Origin of the sequence: Acinetobacter sp. UBA991, assembly GCF_002292065.1 — a bacterium.
GTDB lineage: Bacteria > Pseudomonadota > Gammaproteobacteria > Pseudomonadales > Moraxellaceae > Acinetobacter > Acinetobacter higginsii.
Genome location: NZ_DBBF01000014.1, coordinates 42,000 through 60,855, shown reverse-complemented (window position 1 = coordinate 60,855; position 18,856 = coordinate 42,000). Strand labels below are relative to the sequence as shown.

The following is an 18,856-nucleotide window of genomic DNA, read 5'->3' as shown; positions in this document are numbered from 1 at the left end:
ACTTGCCGCACGATATGAATTTAATTTTTGGTAAAATTTTTTCTATGTGGATAATGGTTGGAGGTAATGCTGGTAAATATTTTAATTAATAAATAGTTTGTAAACTGTTTTTTAATATATTTGATGAGTAAATCACTAGTCTAATTTATTCCAGTATAGCATTTCAAATGAAATTCCGATTGGTATATTGTTTTGTAAATAGCATTTTTCTCTTTCAGAAATCGTGCTTTGTGGTGCTGGTATGAAAGAGGTAGAAGAATTTTTATTTTGTGTAAAAAGCTCCATATTAACTTTTAAGTTTTTAATGTTTGTACCTTTTATAGCTTGCTGCAAAATTGAATAATTTCCTTTTGTATTTAGGCATTCATCACTTTCACTGTTAAAATTCCTATTAATAATAGCTGGACGCAGACATGTCGGCGTGTCACATGTCGTATAAGATGTTTGACCTAAAAAATCTTGGAAATGTATCCATGTGATTTTTGGTGTACTTTTAAATAGATCATTGAGATTAATTTCAAGTTTTATCTTATCCTTCTCCTTTAATGTACTATAAGGTGTCCAAAATGCTGGTGACCATAAAATATCAGCTGATTTAATTTTGTATAATGAATCTGAAAGCGTTTTTAGATAGTTTTTATAAGCATCCTTTATTGAGTCATTTGTGAAATAGTTTAAGTTTGCCTCATAATGAATATACCAGCTAAAATTCATGTTGGGGTATTTTTTTAATATGGAGTTTGCATTTTTTAAAGCATAATTTATATTTTGTTGGGAGAAATTTTTGTCCATTATACCATTGTAATATTTGCTATCTTTCCAGTCATTATTTTTCTTCTCCCATTTCTTTGAATTCACTGAGAAAAAAACTTTATTAAAACATTTATAGTAAGGTTGAATTTTATTTAAATAAAGATCATTTAAGCTTCCGTTGCTGTTAATGACATTAATGATAACAAGGTCATGTTCTTCTTTACTTTCACATATGTCTTTTAATATATCTACTCTATATTTTTCCCCATATCGATCCATCTGTTGTATGTCTAAAAAGAAAGAGGAAATTTCAGCTTTTGCGTAGCTGCAAATGAGTAAGGATGAAAAAATAAGCAGATGGTATTTCATAGCGTAATCCTAATATGATGGATTATGTGTGTTTTGGACTCATTGGATTAGAATAAGGCTGTCTTTTTAAAATATAGTTTTTCTATAAAAAAGATGTAATTAGAAAGTAAGAATAAATTTTAAATTGTAATTTCTTATCATCTCAACTTATGCCCTTGAATTTCTGCCCAAAGTGCAGAATATTCAGGGCGCTTAATTTTCTGCTGAGCTAACAACTGAAAGAATGTTTTCAACAGATAAGGTGGGGTGGTATCAGTTACTATCGCTTCTACATTTATCTGTTTGAGTTTCATTTCAAAGCGTTGCTGGTTGGCTTGCCGCTGTTGGTGATAGAGACTCTTTTTATCTTTTTCATGATGGATATGTAAAAAGTATTGTTTTTTAAGCAATTGTTCCAGTTGGCTCTCTGCCAAAATGGCTCGGAAACCTGTTGCCATCATCGGTGCGAGATAGGTTTCATCAAGTAATAAGGCGGGTTGATAGTCGATCAAGCCTTTATGCTGAAACAAGCGCAGCATAAAATCAAAATCCTCATAGCCATGTCCTATAAATTGTTCATCAAACCCTTCAATTGCGTGTACAGACTTTAAGTCGGTAATAATGATGGACGATGGGAAGGCGAGATGTAAAATCAGATCTCGCCTAAAGTCATAATATGCGTGTCTAAATTCTGCTAATGTCAGGCGGTTGACCTGCTTGCTGCCCTTTTTACTCAAATACAAACATGGGTACATACACAACTGTGCAGGATGCTGTTGTACCTCGGTAAATGCGTTGTGGATTTGCTCAAGATTGATATGAATATCGATATCCAGAAACATCACATAGCGTGTTTGTACTTGCGCCAATGCAATATTTCTTAAGTGAGAAAGATGGCCGCTACTACTGTGGTTAATCACCAGCGTGATTTGTGGGCAGCATGCAATGATCTTTTTGAGTTGTTGTACTTGGCGTTCTGGCTGTGCATTACAGCCTAAAATAAAACCAATGGACTGGTCTTGTGCAATCGCGGCCAGACGCTCGATCCGTTGCAAAATATCATGGCTACGATAGCTTAAGTCGATCGGGATGACGATTGATAAATCAACCGTACCATAATCAGGTCTTTTCTTTTTCGAGAAAAAAAATTTAAGCATATAAGTAGGGGTGATCGATTTGGCAACTGTTGAGGATGTCTTTTAACCATTGTTTCACCGTATAGTGGGTGAATACATGATCACAAGCATAACGTATTTTTTCGTTTTGTTGCTGACTAAGCCCGTAACTGAGTTGGGCAAATAATTCATTTGCCTGTTCTTGTGTTTCAACCACTTCACACAGTTCAGGAAATAAATTCTGTAGAGCAAGACTCGGGTTACTAATCACCAGACGACCACAGGCCATCCCTTCGACTACTCTTCTTGAGAGCATAGTTGGGGAAGTGGTAACAGAGTTGACGTTAATGATTTGTTGAAATTTACGCATAATATGTCCCGTCTCACGATAAGGAACCGAGTGTAAATATTCAGCTTTTAGCGTTGTGGGGAACTTATAATTTTTATCTTTTTTGTCATCGTGTCGGTTGATGATGCATAGGCCATGTGGTGCCGCAGCTTCAAATAAGATATCTTGCCATTGACGACGTTCCGGGAACATATGATGCATATAGCTGCCCATAAATAAGCTAGAACGAGAAACTGTTTGGTTGATTGGGGCAGGATAGTGAATTTTGGGCTGAAACGGGAAATTCAAATAATTTATTTTCGAGTCTGGACACAAGCCTTGATAATTCGGGATAGATGCACGGTCAGTAGTAAAAATAAAATCAAATAAACGTGCAGAATCAATAAATTGATCAAAATGATACGGGTCTTCTTTATTCCAGAAAATTGTTGGAATTTGATGTTTTTTAGCCCATTGAATCAGTGCTTTGACTTTATCATTATTGCGTCTTGGATGTTCGGGATAGTCTGCGATATGGTATTGCCATTTCCGCTGTTGACCTAACCATGCAGATTCAACTAAAACAAAATCAATCTTCCCTGGGAAAAAATGATAGAACCAGTGCTGGTATGAAATTAAATTTACGTTAGCTTCTAAATCAAGCGCGCTAAATGTAAAGTCATCCAAGACAGCTAAAATGTTAATTGATTTTTCCATTAAAAAACTTAATTTGAATTAGTGGCTTAGTTTCAAATATCCCCCACCATAGGTTAGGAAAAATTTTGAAAAGAATATGTGATATAATAGTAAATGAACTGCGCCAACATTGTAAACGTTCATATGTTAGATTACATTCCTTTTGGGATTAAGAAAATATATTTTTTTAAAAACAATGATTTATATAACTCATTGACTCAAGAGATTAAAAAACGCACAAACACGAAAAATAATAAAATATTTTGGGGTTGGGGGCGCAAGAACAGTTTTAAAAAAGCACAAACATTGGCTTTGGAGCAGCATGGTATTGCCATGTGCGCAGAAGATGGTTTTATCCGCTCTTTAGGTCTGGGTAAAGCGGGTTATCAGCCACTTTCCGTCGTTTTAGACCACTCTGGCATCTATTTTGATGCGACACAATCCTCAGATTTAGAAAAAATAATTTTGGGGTTATCACTTTCAAAAGATCAAGTATTACAAGCACAAGCACTGATTCAGAAGATTTTGAATGCGGGTATCAGCAAATACAATTTACATTACCAATCACTTGAATTAAGCAAATTTCGTGATCAAAAAAATATCCTTGTGGTTGATCAAACCATGGGGGATCAATCGATTCGCTATGCAATGGCATCGGCTGAAAGTTTTAATAGCATGCTGCAACAAGCGATAATTGATCATTCTGATGCAACTATTTGGGTGAAAATACATCCTGATGTTTTAGCCGGAAAAGCCAAAAGCCACTTTTCACTTGAGCACCTCAATGCACCCAATATCCAGCTACTGGCAGAGAATTATAATCCGGTCGAATTGTGCCAACACATGTCGGAAGTCTATGTGGTGAGTTCTCAATTAGGCTTCGAAGCATTATTGTGCGGTAAGCCTGTGCATTGCTTTGGCATACCGTGGTATGCAGGCTGGGGGTTAACACACGATCGCATGCAATTGCCTGAAGCGATTCAAAGCCGTAGACAGGTCTCACGGAGCATTGAACAACTCTTTGTCGCCGCCTATGTACGCTATGCCAAATATATTTCGCCTGTTTCACAGCAGATCTGTGAATTGCAGGAAATTGTAGAGACTCTGATTCCTAATATTGAATTTCAAAAACAAATACCCGCTACAACTGTGGTGGCTTATGGTTTTAGTCGATGGAAGAAGAGCTTTATTCAAGATTTTCTGGCCTTTCCTCAGGTTGAACTACGCTTTAAACATTGGCGTAAACCCGCTAAAGATCAAGCCATTGTCGCGTGGGGGAAAAAGGCGGCATTACTCAAGCAACAGGGCTACCAACAGGTATGGACGGTTGAAGATGGCTTTCTTCGCTCGTTGGGACTCGGTGCTAAACTTATTAGGCCTTTTTCATTGGTCTTTGATGATGTCGGAATTTACTACGATGCCACGCGCCCGTCACGCTTGGAACAGCTACTCAATCAGGTCAAACTTAGCTTAGAACAACAGCAGCGTATTCAGTCGTTGGTACAGCAGATTATTCAAAATAAACTGACCAAATATAACGTCGGTCAGCAGCTTTCAGATGGTATTCAAGCACTTAATAATATTGAGAAAAAAATAATTTTGGTGGTTGGTCAAGTTGAGGATGACCTGTCGATCCAACTGGGTGGTATCGACATTAAAACCAATCTGGCTTTGATCCAAGAAGTACGAAAAAATCACCCCAATGCTTATATTATTTATAAGCCTCATCCAGATGTCGAAGAAGGACTCAGAAAGGGCAAAATTGCATGGGATGAGATGAAGCATCTGGTCGATCGGGTTGAAAAAAACGTATCTATTATCACACTATTCGAATATATTGATGAGCTGCACACAATCACCTCTTTATCTGGATTTGAAGCACTGTTAAGAAACATTAAAGTATACTGTTATGGTATGCCGTTTTATGCAGGTTGGGGTGTTACTGTTGATCGACACACATGTGAGAGAAGACAACGTAAGCTCACAGTGGACGAGTTAGCGTTTAGTGTTTTGGTAGAATATCCCGTTTATAATTTACCGCAGACGCGTATATTACAGATTCCGTTGGTCACACCAGAACATGTGATGCAACAGATATGCAAATTACAGCAAACGGCCGAGAAATCTCCATCAAGCGTTTGGTCATGGATGTTTACACGCTTGCGTGAATTGAAAATAAAGTTTTAGGATTAGAGATTGTCTATATATCTAGATGAGCTATTGTCAGCCAAAAAAGTTGTGTTATTACAAGGTCCAATAGGCTCATTCTTCACAGATTTGTCAGACTGGCTTACAACCAAACAAATTGAGTGTTTTAAAGTCAATTTTAATGCAGGGGATTGGCGTTACTATCACTCTCGCCCGAATATTTGGCATTACCGAAAAAACTCAACTGATTTTGGTGCTTGGTTGTCTGAACATATTCAGCAGAATCAAATTGATGCGATTGTATGTTTCGGCGATTGCCGTTTCTACCATCAACAGGCACATGCAGTTGCTCAGCAACTTGGTATCAAATTTTTTGTGTTTGAAGAAGGCTATATTCGTCCCGACTATCTGACTTTCGAGGCAGATGGGGTCAATGACTTTTCGAATTTTAAACAACTTTTTTTAGCTGAAAATAATCAGGATGCTGTAGAGCTGCATCGCGAATCCAGTGATAATCACTATCACCTGATGCTGTGGAGCGGCTTCCAATATTACCTATGTTGGGCTTTGCTGTTCTGGCTTTATCCTTTTTATCGACATCATCGAGGTTATAACCCCCTACAAGAGTTTGGCTACTGGTTTATGGCGATGTTAAGGCGCTTTAAAAATTCCTTGGTTGAGCCGAAGCGCTTTGATGCCTTTATTCAGCAACACAGTAAGAATTATTTTATCTATACCTTACAAGTGCATAATGATTCACAGGTTCGTGTGCATAGTGATTACACGGATATTCGCGAGTGTATCGTCGAAATTCTTCACTCTTTTGCGCAGCATGCCAACCCAGCACATCATTTAGTGCTCAAGCATCATCCGATGGACCGTGGCTATCGTCAGTATGCTCAGTTGATTCAGAACCTCTCAGCAAAGCTAGGGGTAGAGGATCGGGTTCATTATTTCTGTGATATCCATTTGCCGACTTTATTAAAACATGGTCTAGGTTTGGTCACGATTAACAGTACAACGGGGATTCAGGCACTTTATCACCACATTCCTGTAAAAACCTTGGGACGTTCCCTATATGATCTGCCTGGGTTAACCGTACAAGGTGATCTGGATGCGTTCTGGTGTAATCCGATTCCACCCGATGAAGCCTATTTTCATTTATTCAGAGAAAAACTGATTGAAATAACCCAATTAAATGGGGCCTATTACGGCAAAAATTTCTGGATGAAATAATAAAAAAGCCCTTCAATCAGGGCTTTTTTATTGGGTACAAGTTTATATCCGCATATCTAAATATAAAGATTCTTTGACCTCTTCCATCACAATATAGCTATGTGAAGAGGCAGAGGCCGGTAGTTTTTTTAATAAATCACCTAATAGACGGCGATAGGCACTCATTTCCTTTAAGCGTGCTTTGACCAGATAATCAAACTCACCTGAAATCAGATGACATTCCAGTACTTCTGGAATATCAACCAAATCCCGTGCCACCTGATCAAATACATCGCCAGATTTGGCAGACAGTTTGATTTCCAGAAACACCAGCAGGCTACGATCGACATACGCTGGGTTGAGTCGAGCATAGTAGCCCACAATAATCCCTTCGCGTTCTAAACGCTTCACTCGTTCTGAGCAGGGCGTGGTGGACAGGTTGACCCGTGAGGCCAACTCACTGATGGCAATTCGGCCTTCACGTTGCAAAATATCTAAAATCTGGCGATCAATCCGGTCTAATTTACGCATCATTTATTCCCTTTTATTTTCATTTTTTCGTGACAAAAATATGAAATTACCTAGATTATAGTCATAAAATCAGTGAAAAAAACTATTGATCCAAAAATATACTAGTTAAATAACCTAGTGTGTGCTTGAGGGATCTATTATGCGCGTAATCGTTTTAGGAAGTGGCGTCATTGGTGTGGCAAGTGCTTATTATCTTGCACAACAAGGTGCGCAAGTGACGGTACTTGACCGTCAATCAGGACCTGCCAAAGAAACCAGTTTTGGTAATGCAGGTCAAATCTCCCCAGGATACTCAACGCCATGGGCAGCACCGGGTATTCCTTTTAAAGCCGTCAAGTGGATGTTCCAGCATCACGCGCCATTAGCCATCAATATTGATGGTAGTATGTGGCAGTTGCAGTGGATGGCACAGATGCTAAAAAACTGTAATCCACAAAGTTATGCCGTGAACAAAGAACGCATGATGCGTGTGGCAGAATACAGCCGTGACTGCTTACGTGATTTAAGAGCAGAAACTGGCATCAACTACGAAAACCGCTCGAAAGGTACCTTACAAGTGTTCCGTAGCGACGCACAACTTGAAGCGGTACAACGTGATATTCAAGTATTGCAAGAATGTGGTGTCGACTTCGCTTTACTCAATGCCCAAGAGCTGGCGAATGTAGAGCCTGCTTTAGCTCATACCGATAAGCTGGTCGGTGGCTTACATTTACCGAATGATGAAACGGGTGATTGCTATTTATTTACCAATGCCTTGGCAAAACTGGCGCAAGATTTGGGTGTGGAATTCAAATTCGATCAAAATGTTGAAAACCTGATTGTTGAAGGTGATGAAATCAAAGGCGTCAAGGTCAATGGTGAGGTTCTCACTGCGGATCGTTATGTCTTGGCCTTTGGTAGTTACTCTCGTGATTTCTTAAAGCCATTGGAACTGAATTTACCTGTTTACCCAGTCAAAGGTTATTCACTGACCATTCCGATTGTAGAGCCAAAATTTGCACCACAATCTACGGTCTTGGATGAAACCTACAAAGTTGCGATTACCCGTTTTGATCAACGAATTCGCGTTGGGGGTATGGCTGAATTGAGTGGTTTCAATCTTGGATTGAATCAAGATCGCCGTGCCACCTTGGAAATGGTGACGCAGGACTTGTTCCCGGGTGGGGATCTCGCTCAAGCTTCATTCTGGACCGGCCTACGTCCAATGACCCCAGACAGCACGCCGATTATTGGTGCAACCCAGTACAAGAACCTGTTCCTGAATACAGGGCACGGCACTTTAGGTTGGACCATGGCCTGTGGTTCAGGCAAACTGATCAGTGATCTGGTTATGAACCATCGCCCTGACATCAGTACCGATGGTTTGTCGATTCAACGTTATTCACACGCCGCTTAATTGCACAGACCGGGAAGTTAGAATATGCCTCGTCCAATTACTGCGGTGATCCATGCCCAAGCCTTACGCCAAAATCTTGCGGTGGTGAGGCAAGCAATGCCAAAAAGCAAAGTGTTTGCGGTGGTTAAAGCCAATGCTTATGGGCATGGCATTGAACGTGTTTATGCATCTTTTAAAAGCGCCGATGGTTTTGCCTTGCTCGATTTTGACGAAGCAAAACGTCTGCGGGCATTGGGCTGGACTGGTCCGATTTTATTGCTGGAAGGGATTTTCTCTGCCCAAGACCTGTTTGATTGTGCCCAATACCAACTCAGTTTTACCGTACATAATACGCAACAGGTGGCGTGGATACAGCAGCATGCTTATCCAGCCCAGTTCGATATTTTCCTCAAGATGAACAGTGGCATGAACCGTTTAGGGTTTAAACCACAACAATATCGTGACATTTGGCAGCAGCTGAGCCAGTCGGACAACATTGCCAGCATCACCCATATGATGCATTTCTCCGATGCTGATGGTGACCGTTTTGGTGAAACGGGCATTGACTATCAATTGCAGCAGTTTGACGCCGCGATTGCAGGCTTGCCTGGAGAACGATCGGTCAGTAACAGTGCTGCAATCTTAAGATATCAAACTCAATTACAGTCGGACTATGTGCGTGGCGGCATTATGCTGTACGGCAGTTCTCCCGATTATCCCAAGCATACCATTCAGGACTGGGGCCTTGCGCCGAGCATGAGCTTGCGCAGTGAGATTATTGCTGTGCAACAGCTCAATGCCAATGAAAGTGTCGGTTATGGTTCCAGCTATTTGGCCGAGCAGCCGATCCGAATCGGGATTGTTGCCTGTGGCTATGCCGATGGCTATCAACGCATTTCAGCAACAGGAACCCCAGTTTTGGTCAATGGGATTCGTACCCAAATCATTGGACGGGTCAGCATGGATATGTTGGCCGTAGACCTCAGCCCGATCAGCGATGCCGATGTTGGCAGTGAAGTGGTGCTTTGGGGGCAGTCCAGTTCAGGCACCGTTTTAGCCATTGATGAAGTGGCAGCAGGTTCAGGCACCATCGGTTATGAACTGATGTGTGGCGTGACTGCACGTGTTTCATTTATTACTCAGGAATAAGGATTTCTTATGTCTCATTCAGATATTCAAAAGCTCAATACCAATGAAGTGATGAGTGCTGTAACGGTATTCAATCAAGTGGTGTATTTATCAGGACAAGTACCTAAAAATGCCGAACTAGATATTGAAGGTCAAACCCGTGAAGTGTTGGCAACCATTGAACAACTGCTCGCTTCAGCAGGGACGGATAAATCTCGTTTATTGTCTGCACAATTATTTCTTAAGGACCTATCTGATTTCCCCGTGGTGAATACCATTTGGATTGACTGGTTAAAAGGTCATGTTGCGCCTTCACGTGCCACCATTCAGGCAGACTTGGTCAATCCGAAGTGGTTGATCGAAATTGCAGTTGTTGCAGCACAAAAATAAAGCGATCCGCTTTATTTTTGTTTAAAAAATATAAAAAAAGAAGAAAAGTAACGTATTTGCAGTAGATAAAACGTAGTCAGATACGTATTTTCTTGCAATCGAAATGAGTCAGTCGTCTTTAAAAGACAGCTAGGGTATGGCGTATAAATCAAGGCTGACTCATTTAGGAAAAAAGTAAAAGGAACTTTATATGACGGTTACATCTCATCAGTCAGAAGGCGAACAGTCGCCCCAAGACTTACAACGTAAACTCTCCAATCGCCATTTGCAGTTGATCGCCATCGGCGGTGCCATTGGTACAGGGCTCTTTATGGGCTCAGGCAAAACCATCTCTTTGGCAGGCCCATCAATTCTGTTTATTTACATGATCATTGGTGGCATGTTCTTCTTTTTGATGCGTGCACTGGGTGAGTTATTACTTGCCAACTTGCATTACAAATCCTTTGTCGATATGGCACATGACCTGATTGGACCATGGGCAGGTTATTACATGGGCTGGACCTATTGGTTGGGTTGGGTGCTGGTCGGGATTGCTGATCTGGCCGCCGTAATCAATTATCTCACCTTTTGGTTACCCGAAGGCACCATGTTTACTCCAATTGGACAGGCCGCCATTAGCGCAGGCTGTGTCCTGTTTGTACTGTTCTTAAACCTGCTCACCGTGCGCCTATTTGGTGAAATTGAATTCTGGTTTGCCCTGATCAAGATTTTAGCGATTATCGGTTTGATTGGTGTTGGTGGCTATATGATCTTTAGCCATTTCCATGCACCGCATGGTGCTGTCGCTTCGCTCAGTAATGTCTGGTCGCATGGTGGTATGTTTCCAAAAGGTCTGGATGGCTTCTTGGCTGGTTTTCAGATCGCAGTCTTTGCCTTTGTTGGCGTGGAACTGATTGGAACTACTGCTGCTGAAACCAAAGATCCACATAAGAACTTACCCAAGGCCATTAATGCGATTCCAATTCGGATTATCTTGTTCTATGTGTTGGCCTTGTTGGTGGTGATGTCAGTGACACCTTGGAACATTATCCGTGCCGATAAGAGTCCATTTGTGGAGTTGTTCTTGAATGCAGGGATTGTGACATCGGCCATCATCATGAATTTGGTGGTGCTATCTTCGGTGATGTCTTCCATGAACAGTGGTGTGTTCTCGACCAGTCGGATGCTGTTTGGTTTATCTAAAGATGGTCAGGCACCCAATGCCTTTGGTCGTTTATCCAAAAGTGCCGTGCCTTCCAATGGTCTGATCTTCTCGTGTGTGTTCATCATGGGCGGGGCAGTGTTGCAATACTTTGTGCCGAATACCCTTGAGGCCTTTACTTTGGCCAGTTCACTGTGTGTGATTCTATTCATTAGTGTCTGGAGTCTGATCATGGTGTGTTATCTGCGCTACCGTAAATTACGTCCAGAACTGCATGCCCAATCCAAGTTTAAAATGCCGGGTGGTGTATTCATGTCTTATATTGTGATTGCTTTCCTGTTATTTGCTTTGGTGATTTTGGCACTTGAACCAGATACTTTGAAGGCACTGTATGTCAGTCCATTGTGGCTGGTCATTTTGGCAGTGACCTACCAGCTGATGTATAAACCCCGCATGAAAAAATTGGGGCGTGAATTGACCCAATAGCCTATGGCGATATGAGTAAAAAACCGATCTCCCTTGATCGGTTTTTTATGGTCAAGCGATTGTGTTTAATCCACCAAAAGTTGTTGATATTGATCAGCCTGTTTACGTAGATAATCCCAGACCAGTTTAATGCGGGGTTCATGCTGCAAATCGACAAAGGTCAGCATCCAAAAGGTATGGGTATAGCGTACCTGTTGCTCTAATACGGTCTCCAGTTCAGGTTTATCATCAGCCAAAAACTTGGGCAAAATTGCTAGCCCAGCACCTGCACTCACGGCAATTTGCTGCGCTAAAATACTACTGCTGCGAAAGTTTGCATTCAGTTTTAACGGTAAACGTTCCAGACAGTACAGCTCGGGGCTATACACCAAATCATCAATATAATTGACAAAGCGATGTGGAGTTAAATCCTGCAAATGCCGAATCGGTGGATGCTGAGACAGATAGCTTTTGCTGCCATAAATTTTTAAACAATAATCCGAGAGTCGCGTAATGATATAGGGCCCTGAAGTTGGGCGCTCAATTGAAATTACAATATCCGCCTCGCGATGCGACAGCTTGATCATTTTCGGTACGGGAATCAGGTCGATGGTCAGCAAAGGATATTGCATGGAAAACTCAGCCAGTAAGCGTGCCAGAAAGGCGGTACCAAAGCCCTCAGGTGTGCCAATTCGCACACGACCTTGCAAAGGTTGGTCGGGCTTTTCAATTTGCAGAAAGGCATATTCCATTTGCTCAACCCGAGGCACTAACGCCATGCCTTCCAGCGTGAGTTCATAACCCGAGGCTTCACGCTTAAATAAAGTCACCCCTAAAGTTTGCTCTAAGGCCTGAATCCGCCGTGCCACGGTACTGTGTTCCACGCCGATGATCCGTGCCGCATTGGTCAAGGTTTTGGTACGTGCCAGTACTAAAAAAAACTGTAGATGATCCCAATCCACTTTCATTGTTATTGTCGTCCATGTGCATATTTGCACAACGATCGTGCATTAATTTGCGTTGGTGGTCAAAGCTTTCTTTGTTAGTCTCGAATAAAACCTGAATAAAGAAAATACGACGATCGATATTTTCTGAACACTGAACACAATAAAAATACAGCCTATGGAGAGGTTATGAACACAATCCAAAATATTCAATTGGAAACAGCCAAGTTACTCATTAATGGCAGTTTTATCGAATCAGAAACCCAACAATGGCAAGACATTATCAATCCTGCAACGCAGGAAGTGATTGGTCGTGTGCCATTTGCGACGGTGCAAGAAGTTGATGCAGCAATTCAGTCTGCACAAGCAGCATTTGCTTCTTGGCGTCAAACCCCGATCCAGGCGCGCATGCGCATCATGCTGAAACTGCAAGATTTGATTCGTGCCAATATGAAGGAGATTGCACAGGTACTGACTGTGGAACAAGGCAAGACTTTGGCGGACGCGGAAGGTGATATTCAACGCGGTCTGGAAGTGGTTGAGCATGCCTGTTCGGTTGGCACTTTGCAGATGGGTGAATACGTTGAAGGCGTGGCGCGTGGCGTCGATACCTATACCGTACAGCAACCTTTGGGTGTGTGTGCAGGGATTACCCCATTTAATTTCCCCGCCATGATTCCCTTGTGGATGTTCCCGATGGCGATCGTCTGTGGCAATACCTTTGTGTTGAAGCCTTCTGAACAAGATCCGCTTTCGACCATGATGTTGGTGGAACTCGCGATTCAGGCCGGTATTCCAGCAGGGGTGCTGAATGTGGTGCATGGCGGTAAAGAAGTGGTTGATCGCCTGTGTACCCATCCAGATATTAAAGCCATTTCCTTTGTTGGTTCGACCGCAGTGGGCACCCATGTGTATAACCTTGCAGGGCAGCATGGCAAACGTGTGCAATCGATGATGGGCGCGAAAAACCATGTGGCGGTGATGCCCGATGCCAATAAAGAGCAAACCTTAAATGCTTTAGTCGGTGCGGCATTTGGTGCAGCAGGGCAACGCTGTATGGCGTTATCGGTTGCGGTGATGGTTGGTGAAAGTAAACACTGGATTCCCGAGTTGGTCGAAAAAGCCAAGACTTTAACCGTGAATGCAGGGCATGAACCCAATACTGATATTGGTCCTGTGATTTCAAAACGTGCCAAAGCCCGTGTACTGGATTTGATTAATAGCGGAGTCGAGCAAGGTGCGAAACTGTTGCTGGATGGTCGTGATGTTCAGGTGTTGGGTTATGAGGACGGTAATTTTGTCGGTGCAACCATTTTTAGTGGTGTAAGCACGGATATGTGCATTTATAAAGAAGAAATTTTTGGACCTGTACTGGCGATTATTTGTGTCGATACGCTTGAAGAAGCAATTGCGCTGATCAATGCCAATCCATTTGGTAATGGTGTGGGATTATTCACGCAAAGTGGCGCAACAGCACGGACTTTCCAGAACCTGATTGATATCGGTCAAGTCGGCATCAATATTCCAATTCCTGTCCCTGTACCGTTTTTTAGTTTTACTGGTTCACGTGGTTCAAAACTGGGTGATTTAGGCCCTTATGGTAAACAGGCGGTGCAGTTCTATACTCAAACTAAAACCATTACCAGCCGCTGGTTTGAAGACAGTCACGAAGTGGGTAGTGTCAACACCACCATCAATTTACGTTAAGGGGATCATGGATGAATATCGCCTTTATCGGTCTAGGCAATATGGGCGGCAGAATGGCCCAAAACCTACTCAAAGCTGGACTTACAGTCTATGGTTATGACCTCAGCGAAGTGGCCATTCAACACTTTGCCGAGGCAGGTGGTGTGGTTTGCGACAGCCCCCAAGCTGCTGCCAAACAAGCCGATGTGCTGATCAGCATGTTACCTGCGGCCAAACATGTCAAAGAAGTCTATCTCGGTGAAAATGCCGTACTTGAAGTACTGAAAGCAGGCAGCTTATGCATCGATAGCAGTACCATTGACCCACAAACCATCAAGGACATTGCAGCGGTTGCCCAAAGTAAAAATATCCATATTTGCGATGCGCCTGTGTCAGGCGGCACCATTGGCGCACAAGCAGGGACTTTGACCTTTATGGTCGGTGCCAATGATCAGACTTTTAATGAAGTCAAACCTGTACTCAGTCACATGGGCAAAAACGTGGTGCATTGTGGTGAGGTGGGTGCAGGTCAAATTGCCAAAATCTGCAATAACTTGATTCTCGGAATTTCTATGGCTGCGGTGGCCGAAGGCATGGCACTCGGTGCCAAACTGGGTATTGATCCAAAAGCCTTGGCTGGTGTGATTAACACCTCAAGTGGTCGTTGCTGGAGTTCTGAAGTCTGTAATCCATGGCCACAGATTAATGAAAATGCACCTGCTTCGCGTGGCTATCAAGATGGTTTTGCCACACAGTTGATGTTGAAAGACTTGGGTCTTGCAGTAGAAGCGGCAGGACAGGTCAAACAACCGATTGTGCTGGGTGGGATGGTGCAGCAGCTGTATCAGCAAATGTGTATGCGTGGCAATGCGCATCTCGATTTTTCCAGCATTATTCAGCAATACCTGCCGCCAGAAGCATAACAGTTCAAGCCAAAGGATGGCTTTTATCAAAAAATTAAACCCTGTCATGAATAACAATCAAACCAGACTGAGGGAACATAGATGTTGAATTATAAAGAGACGGTTCAGGCTTTTGATCTGCAAAGCACAGCAACACAGATGTTGTCAGGTTCAGTCAATGCATTGAATGCCTGTTATGAATGTTGTGATCGCCATGCGCATGACGACAAGATACGCCTTGTATTGGCAAGGCAAAGATGGTCGTAAAGAACAATACACTTTTCGTCAGTTACAACAATGGTCGAGTCAATTTGCCAATTTCTTAAAATCTCAGGGTGTAAAAGCAGGTGATCGTATTTCAGGATTATTGCCGAGAACGCCCGAGCTGTTGGTGACGATTTTCGCGGCATGGCGGATTGGTGCGGTATATCAACCTTTGTTTACTGCATTTGGCCCCAAGGCAATCGAGCATCGTCTGCAACTGGCACAAAGTAAGTTGGTGGTGACAGATACGGGTAACCGCAGCAAATTGGATGAAGTTGATCGTTGTCCAGCAATTGTCACGGTTGCCAATCAGCACGCCACACCGTTACATCCAGAAGACTTTAATTTCTGGGATGAAGTACAGCAGCAACCTGAGCACTGTGATTTGGTGATGCGAACCCTGCAAGATCCATTTTTATTGATGTTTACCTCGGGAACCACAGGCCCCGCCAAACCATTAGAAGTTCCGTTAAAAGCCTTACTGGCCTTTGCTCGCTATATGCAAGATGCGGTTGGTCTAAGGGACGAGGATTCATTCTGGAATATTGCCGATCCGGGTTGGGCATATGGCTTGTACTTCGGTATTACTGGGCCGTTATTTTTGGGTCATGCCATCTTGTTCTATGACGGTGGTTTTAGTACCGACAGTCTGTGTCAGATTGTCAAGGATTATCAGATTACCAATCTGGCGGGTGCACCCACCGCTTACCGCATGATGATGGCGGCGGATCCTGCTCAGATGGCAGCACTGAAAGGCCAGTTCCGCGTGGTCAGCAGTGCAGGAGAGCCGTTGAATCCAGAAGTGATCCGCTGGTTTAAACAGGAGCTAGATGCGCCGATCTATGATCATTATGGGCAAACTGAAGTCGGCATGGTGGTGTGCAATCACCATGGCCTAAGCCATGAGGTTCGTGCGGGTTCAGCAGGTTTTGCCAGCGCAGGTTATCGTGTTGCCGTGGTAAATGAACAGGGCGAAGAATTGCCCGCAGATACGCCGGGAATTTTAGCCGTGGATATCAGCCAATCCCCGATGATGTGGTTTGGTGGCTATCATGAAACCCGTAAATCGCCTTTTATTGGTCAGTACTATTTGACGGGTGATACTGCCGAGTTGCATGCCGATGGCAGCATGAGTTTTGTTGGACGCAGTGATGATGTGATCACCACGTCGGGCTATCGGATTGGTCCCTTTGATGTGGAAAGTGCCTTGCTGGAACACGATGCGGTGGTTGAAGCAGCGGTGATTGGAGTGCCTGATCCAGAGCGGACAGAGGTGGTGAAAGCCTTTGTGATTTTATCGGCAGGAATTGAGCCCTTGGAACAACTGGCGGAAGAACTGAGTCAGTTTGTGAAAAAACGCCTGTCTGCGCATGCCTATCCGCGACTGGTCGAATTCGTCACTGAACTGCCAAAAACCCCAAGCGGCAAAATTCAGCGCTTTTTATTGCGCAATCAGGAAATTGCGAAACAGCAAGCCAAAGTAGGATAGGGAAGACAAGATGCAATTGACTGAAGAACAAGGTCTCATTCGAGATATGGCGAAAAGCTTCGCTCAAGAACAGATTAAACCGAATGCCAGTGATTGGGATCGGCATGGTACTTTCCCAAAAGCAGCACTGGCACAGATGGGACAGCTTGGTTTTATGGGCATGCTGATTCCCGAGCAATGGGGTGGTTCCGATACGGGCAATCTCGCTTATGTCTTGGCACTTGAAGAAGTTGCTGCAGCGGATGGTGCGACCTCAACCATCATGAGCGTGCATAACTCGGTGGGCTGTGTGCCGATTTTAAAATTTGGTACCGATGAACAGAAAGAACGCTTTTTAAAACCCTTGGCACAAGGTGAAATGATCGGTGCTTTTGCCCTGACTGAGCCGCATACCGGTTCAGATGCCGCGGCGATTAAAACCCGTGCGGTCAAAGATGGCGATGACTATATTCTCAATGGCGCCAAGCAGTTTATTACCTCGGGTGATAACGCAGGGGTGATTATCGTATTTGCCGTGACTGATCCAAGTGCAGGCAAGAAGGGTATTAGTGCTTTTCTCGTGCCACGTGATACAGCGGGTTATGAGGTGATTCGGGTCGAAGAAAAACTGGGTTTACATGCCTCAGATACCTGTCAGATTGCGCTGACTGATGTGCGCCTGCATAAAAGCCTGATGTTGGGTGCGGAAGGTGAGGGGCTGAAAATTGCACTTGCCAATCTGGAAGGTGGACGTATCGGCATTGCGGCGCAGGCGGTGGGTTTGGCACGTGCAGCACTGGAAGAAGCCACGCGCTACGCCAAAGAGCGTCTGACCTTTGGTAAACCGATTTTTGAGCATCAGGCACTGGCTTTCCGGCTTGCCAGTATGGCCACAGAAATTGAAGCAGCACGACAATTGGTGCACTACGCTGCACGTCTTAAAGAAGCAGGGCAACCTTGTTTGAATGAGGCTTCCATGGCCAAACTATTTGCTTCGGAAATGACAGAACGCGTCTGTTCGGCTGCATTACAGGTATTTGGTGGCTATGGTTATCTGAAAGATTTTCCGATTGAACGGATCTACCGAGATGCCCGAATTTGCCAGATTTATGAAGGCACTAGCGATATTCAACGCTTAGTGATCGCCCGTAGCTTATAACAATATAACAAGGAATTTATGATGCAGTGGCAAACCATCTTATTCGAAAAACGCAATGGCGTGGGATTGATTAGCCTGAATCGTCCGCACGCCTTGAATGCGCTGAATAGTGAATTAATTAGCGAAGTTAATCAGGCTTTAGATGAATTAGAAAAAGATCGTGAGATTGGCTGTATGGTGTTGGCAGGTTCAGAAAAAGCCTTTGCCGCAGGGGCTGACATTAAGGAAATGGCCGAACTGAACTTTCCCGATATTTATTTTGATGACTTTTTCCATTTGGCCGATCGTATCGCGCAACGCCGTAAACCCTTAATTGCTGCGGTCAGTGGCTATGCGCTTGGCGGAGGTTGTGAGCTGGCATTGATGTGCGACTTTATCTATTGTGCGGACAATGCCAAGTTCGGTTTGCCTGAAATTACCTTGGGGGTGCTTCCCGGAATAGGTGGAACACAGCGTTTAACCCATGCGATTGGCAAAGCCAAAGCCATGGAAATGTGTCTCACTGCACGGCAAATGGGTGCGGTTGAAGCCGAGCAAAGTGGTTTGGTCGCACGTGTGTTTGATAAACACGAATTATTGCAACAGACCTTGCAAACGGCAGAAAACATTGCTGCGCGCTCTTTAACTGCCAATATGATGCTGAAAGAAAGTATTAATCGTGCCTTTGAGGTCAATTTGACCGAAGGCTTGCGTTTTGAACGACGCATGTTTCACTCTATTTTTGCCACATCCGATCAGAAAGAAGGCATGCAGGCTTTTGTGGAAAAACGACCAGCGAAATTTAATCATCGATAAGAGAT

15 protein-coding genes and 1 pseudogene are annotated in these 18,856 nt (G+C 43.5%); 11 read left to right on the top strand and 5 right to left on the bottom strand.

Annotated features, from left to right (window positions below):
* Window positions 1-135 precede the first annotated feature (135 nt).
* The 3 genes from B2727_RS05635 to B2727_RS05625 all read right to left on the bottom strand — a co-directional run bounded on the left by B2727_RS05635 (window position 136) and on the right by B2727_RS05625 (window position 3,261).
* Window positions 136-1,122, bottom strand: a complete 987-nt coding sequence (locus tag B2727_RS05635) for a hypothetical protein (RefSeq protein WP_241345256.1) — start codon at window positions 1,120-1,122, stop codon at window positions 136-138.
* Window positions 1,123-1,259: 137 nt separating this feature from the next.
* The gene (locus tag B2727_RS05630; protein WP_241345257.1) at window positions 1,260-2,258 is read right to left on the bottom strand and encodes a galactosyltransferase-related protein; all 999 of its coding nucleotides are present in this window, start codon (window positions 2,256-2,258) and stop codon (window positions 1,260-1,262) included.
* Window positions 2,251-3,261 (bottom strand): CgeB family protein, encoded by a 1,011-nt coding sequence (locus B2727_RS05625; protein WP_241345258.1) that lies wholly within the window; start codon window positions 3,259-3,261, stop codon window positions 2,251-2,253. The genes B2727_RS05630 and B2727_RS05625 overlap by 8 nt, the downstream gene beginning before the upstream one ends.
* Before the next feature lie 93 nt (window positions 3,262-3,354).
* Between B2727_RS05625 and B2727_RS05620 the strand changes: the two genes are divergently transcribed.
* Together B2727_RS05620 and B2727_RS05615 are read left to right on the top strand one after the other, a co-directional pair.
* The gene (locus B2727_RS05620; protein ID WP_409449597.1) at window positions 3,355-5,427 is read left to right on the top strand and encodes a capsular polysaccharide biosynthesis protein; all 2,073 of its coding nucleotides are present in this window, start codon (window positions 3,355-3,357) and stop codon (window positions 5,425-5,427) included.
* A 9-nt stretch (window positions 5,428-5,436) separates the two neighbouring features.
* Window positions 5,437-6,624 (top strand): capsule biosynthesis protein, encoded by a 1,188-nt coding sequence (locus tag B2727_RS05615; RefSeq protein ID WP_241345260.1) that lies wholly within the window; start codon window positions 5,437-5,439, stop codon window positions 6,622-6,624.
* A 42-nt stretch (window positions 6,625-6,666) separates the two neighbouring features.
* Here the strand turns inward: B2727_RS05615 and B2727_RS05610 are convergent, their stop codons facing one another.
* A complete protein-coding gene (locus B2727_RS05610; protein ID WP_241288465.1) occupies window positions 6,667-7,134 on the bottom strand; it encodes an Lrp/AsnC ligand binding domain-containing protein in 468 nt (155 codons plus the stop codon).
* Window positions 7,135-7,273: 139 nt separating this feature from the next.
* Between B2727_RS05610 and B2727_RS05605 the strand changes: the two genes are divergently transcribed.
* From B2727_RS05605 to B2727_RS05590, 4 genes are all read left to right on the top strand, one after another.
* On the top strand, window positions 7,274-8,530 hold the full coding sequence (locus B2727_RS05605) for a D-amino acid dehydrogenase (RefSeq protein ID WP_241288463.1): 1,257 nt from the start codon (window positions 7,274-7,276) through the stop codon (window positions 8,528-8,530).
* A 24-nt stretch (window positions 8,531-8,554) separates the two neighbouring features.
* The gene (gene alr, locus B2727_RS05600; RefSeq protein ID WP_241345261.1) at window positions 8,555-9,658 is read left to right on the top strand and encodes an alanine racemase; all 1,104 of its coding nucleotides are present in this window, start codon (window positions 8,555-8,557) and stop codon (window positions 9,656-9,658) included.
* A 9-nt stretch (window positions 9,659-9,667) separates the two neighbouring features.
* On the top strand, window positions 9,668-10,027 hold the full coding sequence (locus B2727_RS05595; protein ID WP_101236741.1) for a RidA family protein: 360 nt from the start codon (window positions 9,668-9,670) through the stop codon (window positions 10,025-10,027).
* A gap of 190 nt (window positions 10,028-10,217) precedes the next feature.
* Window positions 10,218-11,654: an amino acid permease gene (locus B2727_RS05590; protein WP_241345262.1), complete on the top strand. Its 1,437-nt coding sequence runs from the start codon at window positions 10,218-10,220 to the stop codon at window positions 11,652-11,654.
* Window positions 11,655-11,719: 65 nt separating this feature from the next.
* Here the strand turns inward: B2727_RS05590 and B2727_RS05585 are convergent, their stop codons facing one another.
* Window positions 11,720-12,601, bottom strand: a complete 882-nt coding sequence (locus tag B2727_RS05585; RefSeq protein ID WP_241288457.1) for a LysR family transcriptional regulator — start codon at window positions 12,599-12,601, stop codon at window positions 11,720-11,722.
* 165 nt (window positions 12,602-12,766) lie between these two features.
* Here B2727_RS05585 and B2727_RS05580 point away from each other — a divergent pair, with 165 nt between their 5' ends.
* From B2727_RS05580 to B2727_RS05560, 5 genes and pseudogenes are all read left to right on the top strand, one after another.
* Window positions 12,767-14,284 carry a CoA-acylating methylmalonate-semialdehyde dehydrogenase gene (locus tag B2727_RS05580; RefSeq protein WP_241288455.1) on the top strand — a complete coding sequence of 506 codons (1,518 nt, stop codon included), beginning with the start codon at window positions 12,767-12,769 and terminating at the stop codon, window positions 14,282-14,284.
* A gap of 11 nt (window positions 14,285-14,295) precedes the next feature.
* A complete protein-coding gene (gene mmsB, locus B2727_RS05575; protein WP_241288453.1) occupies window positions 14,296-15,186 on the top strand; it encodes a 3-hydroxyisobutyrate dehydrogenase in 891 nt (296 codons plus the stop codon).
* 81 nt (window positions 15,187-15,267) lie between these two features.
* Window positions 15,268-16,918, top strand: a pseudogene (locus B2727_RS05570) (AMP-binding protein).
* Between the two features lie 10 nt (window positions 16,919-16,928).
* Entirely contained in the window at window positions 16,929-18,056 is a 1,128-nt protein-coding gene (locus tag B2727_RS05565; protein WP_241345263.1) for an acyl-CoA dehydrogenase family protein, read from the top strand.
* 21 nt (window positions 18,057-18,077) lie between these two features.
* Window positions 18,078-18,851, top strand: coding sequence for an enoyl-CoA hydratase (locus B2727_RS05560; protein WP_241345277.1), 774 nt, complete (start codon window positions 18,078-18,080; stop codon window positions 18,849-18,851).
* Window positions 18,852-18,856: the final 5 nt, after the last annotated feature.

What these genes read in the sequence shown, in the direction of transcription:
- alr (WP_241345261.1), top strand. Translation starts at nt 8,555, where the DNA reads ATGCCTCGTCCAATTACTGCGGTGATCCATGCCCAAGCCTTACGCCAA.
- B2727_RS05585 (WP_241288457.1), bottom strand. Translation starts at nt 12,601, where the DNA reads ATGAAAGTGGATTGGGATCATCTACAGTTTTTTTTAGTACTGGCACGT.
- B2727_RS05625 (WP_241345258.1), bottom strand. Translation starts at nt 3,261, where the DNA reads ATGGAAAAATCAATTAACATTTTAGCTGTCTTGGATGACTTTACATTT.
- B2727_RS05590 (WP_241345262.1), top strand. Translation starts at nt 10,218, where the DNA reads ATGACGGTTACATCTCATCAGTCAGAAGGCGAACAGTCGCCCCAAGAC.
- B2727_RS05560 (WP_241345277.1), top strand. Translation starts at nt 18,078, where the DNA reads ATGCAGTGGCAAACCATCTTATTCGAAAAACGCAATGGCGTGGGATTG.
- B2727_RS05620 (WP_409449597.1), top strand. Translation starts at nt 3,355, where the DNA reads ATGAACTGCGCCAACATTGTAAACGTTCATATGTTAGATTACATTCCT.
- B2727_RS05595 (WP_101236741.1), top strand. Translation starts at nt 9,668, where the DNA reads ATGTCTCATTCAGATATTCAAAAGCTCAATACCAATGAAGTGATGAGT.
- B2727_RS05635 (WP_241345256.1), bottom strand. Translation starts at nt 1,122, where the DNA reads ATGAAATACCATCTGCTTATTTTTTCATCCTTACTCATTTGCAGCTAC.
- B2727_RS05605 (WP_241288463.1), top strand. Translation starts at nt 7,274, where the DNA reads ATGCGCGTAATCGTTTTAGGAAGTGGCGTCATTGGTGTGGCAAGTGCT.
- B2727_RS05610 (WP_241288465.1), bottom strand. Translation starts at nt 7,134, where the DNA reads ATGCGTAAATTAGACCGGATTGATCGCCAGATTTTAGATATTTTGCAA.
- B2727_RS05565 (WP_241345263.1), top strand. Translation starts at nt 16,929, where the DNA reads ATGCAATTGACTGAAGAACAAGGTCTCATTCGAGATATGGCGAAAAGC.
- B2727_RS05630 (WP_241345257.1), bottom strand. Translation starts at nt 2,258, where the DNA reads ATGCTTAAATTTTTTTTCTCGAAAAAGAAAAGACCTGATTATGGTACG.
- B2727_RS05580 (WP_241288455.1), top strand. Translation starts at nt 12,767, where the DNA reads ATGAACACAATCCAAAATATTCAATTGGAAACAGCCAAGTTACTCATT.
- mmsB (WP_241288453.1), top strand. Translation starts at nt 14,296, where the DNA reads ATGAATATCGCCTTTATCGGTCTAGGCAATATGGGCGGCAGAATGGCC.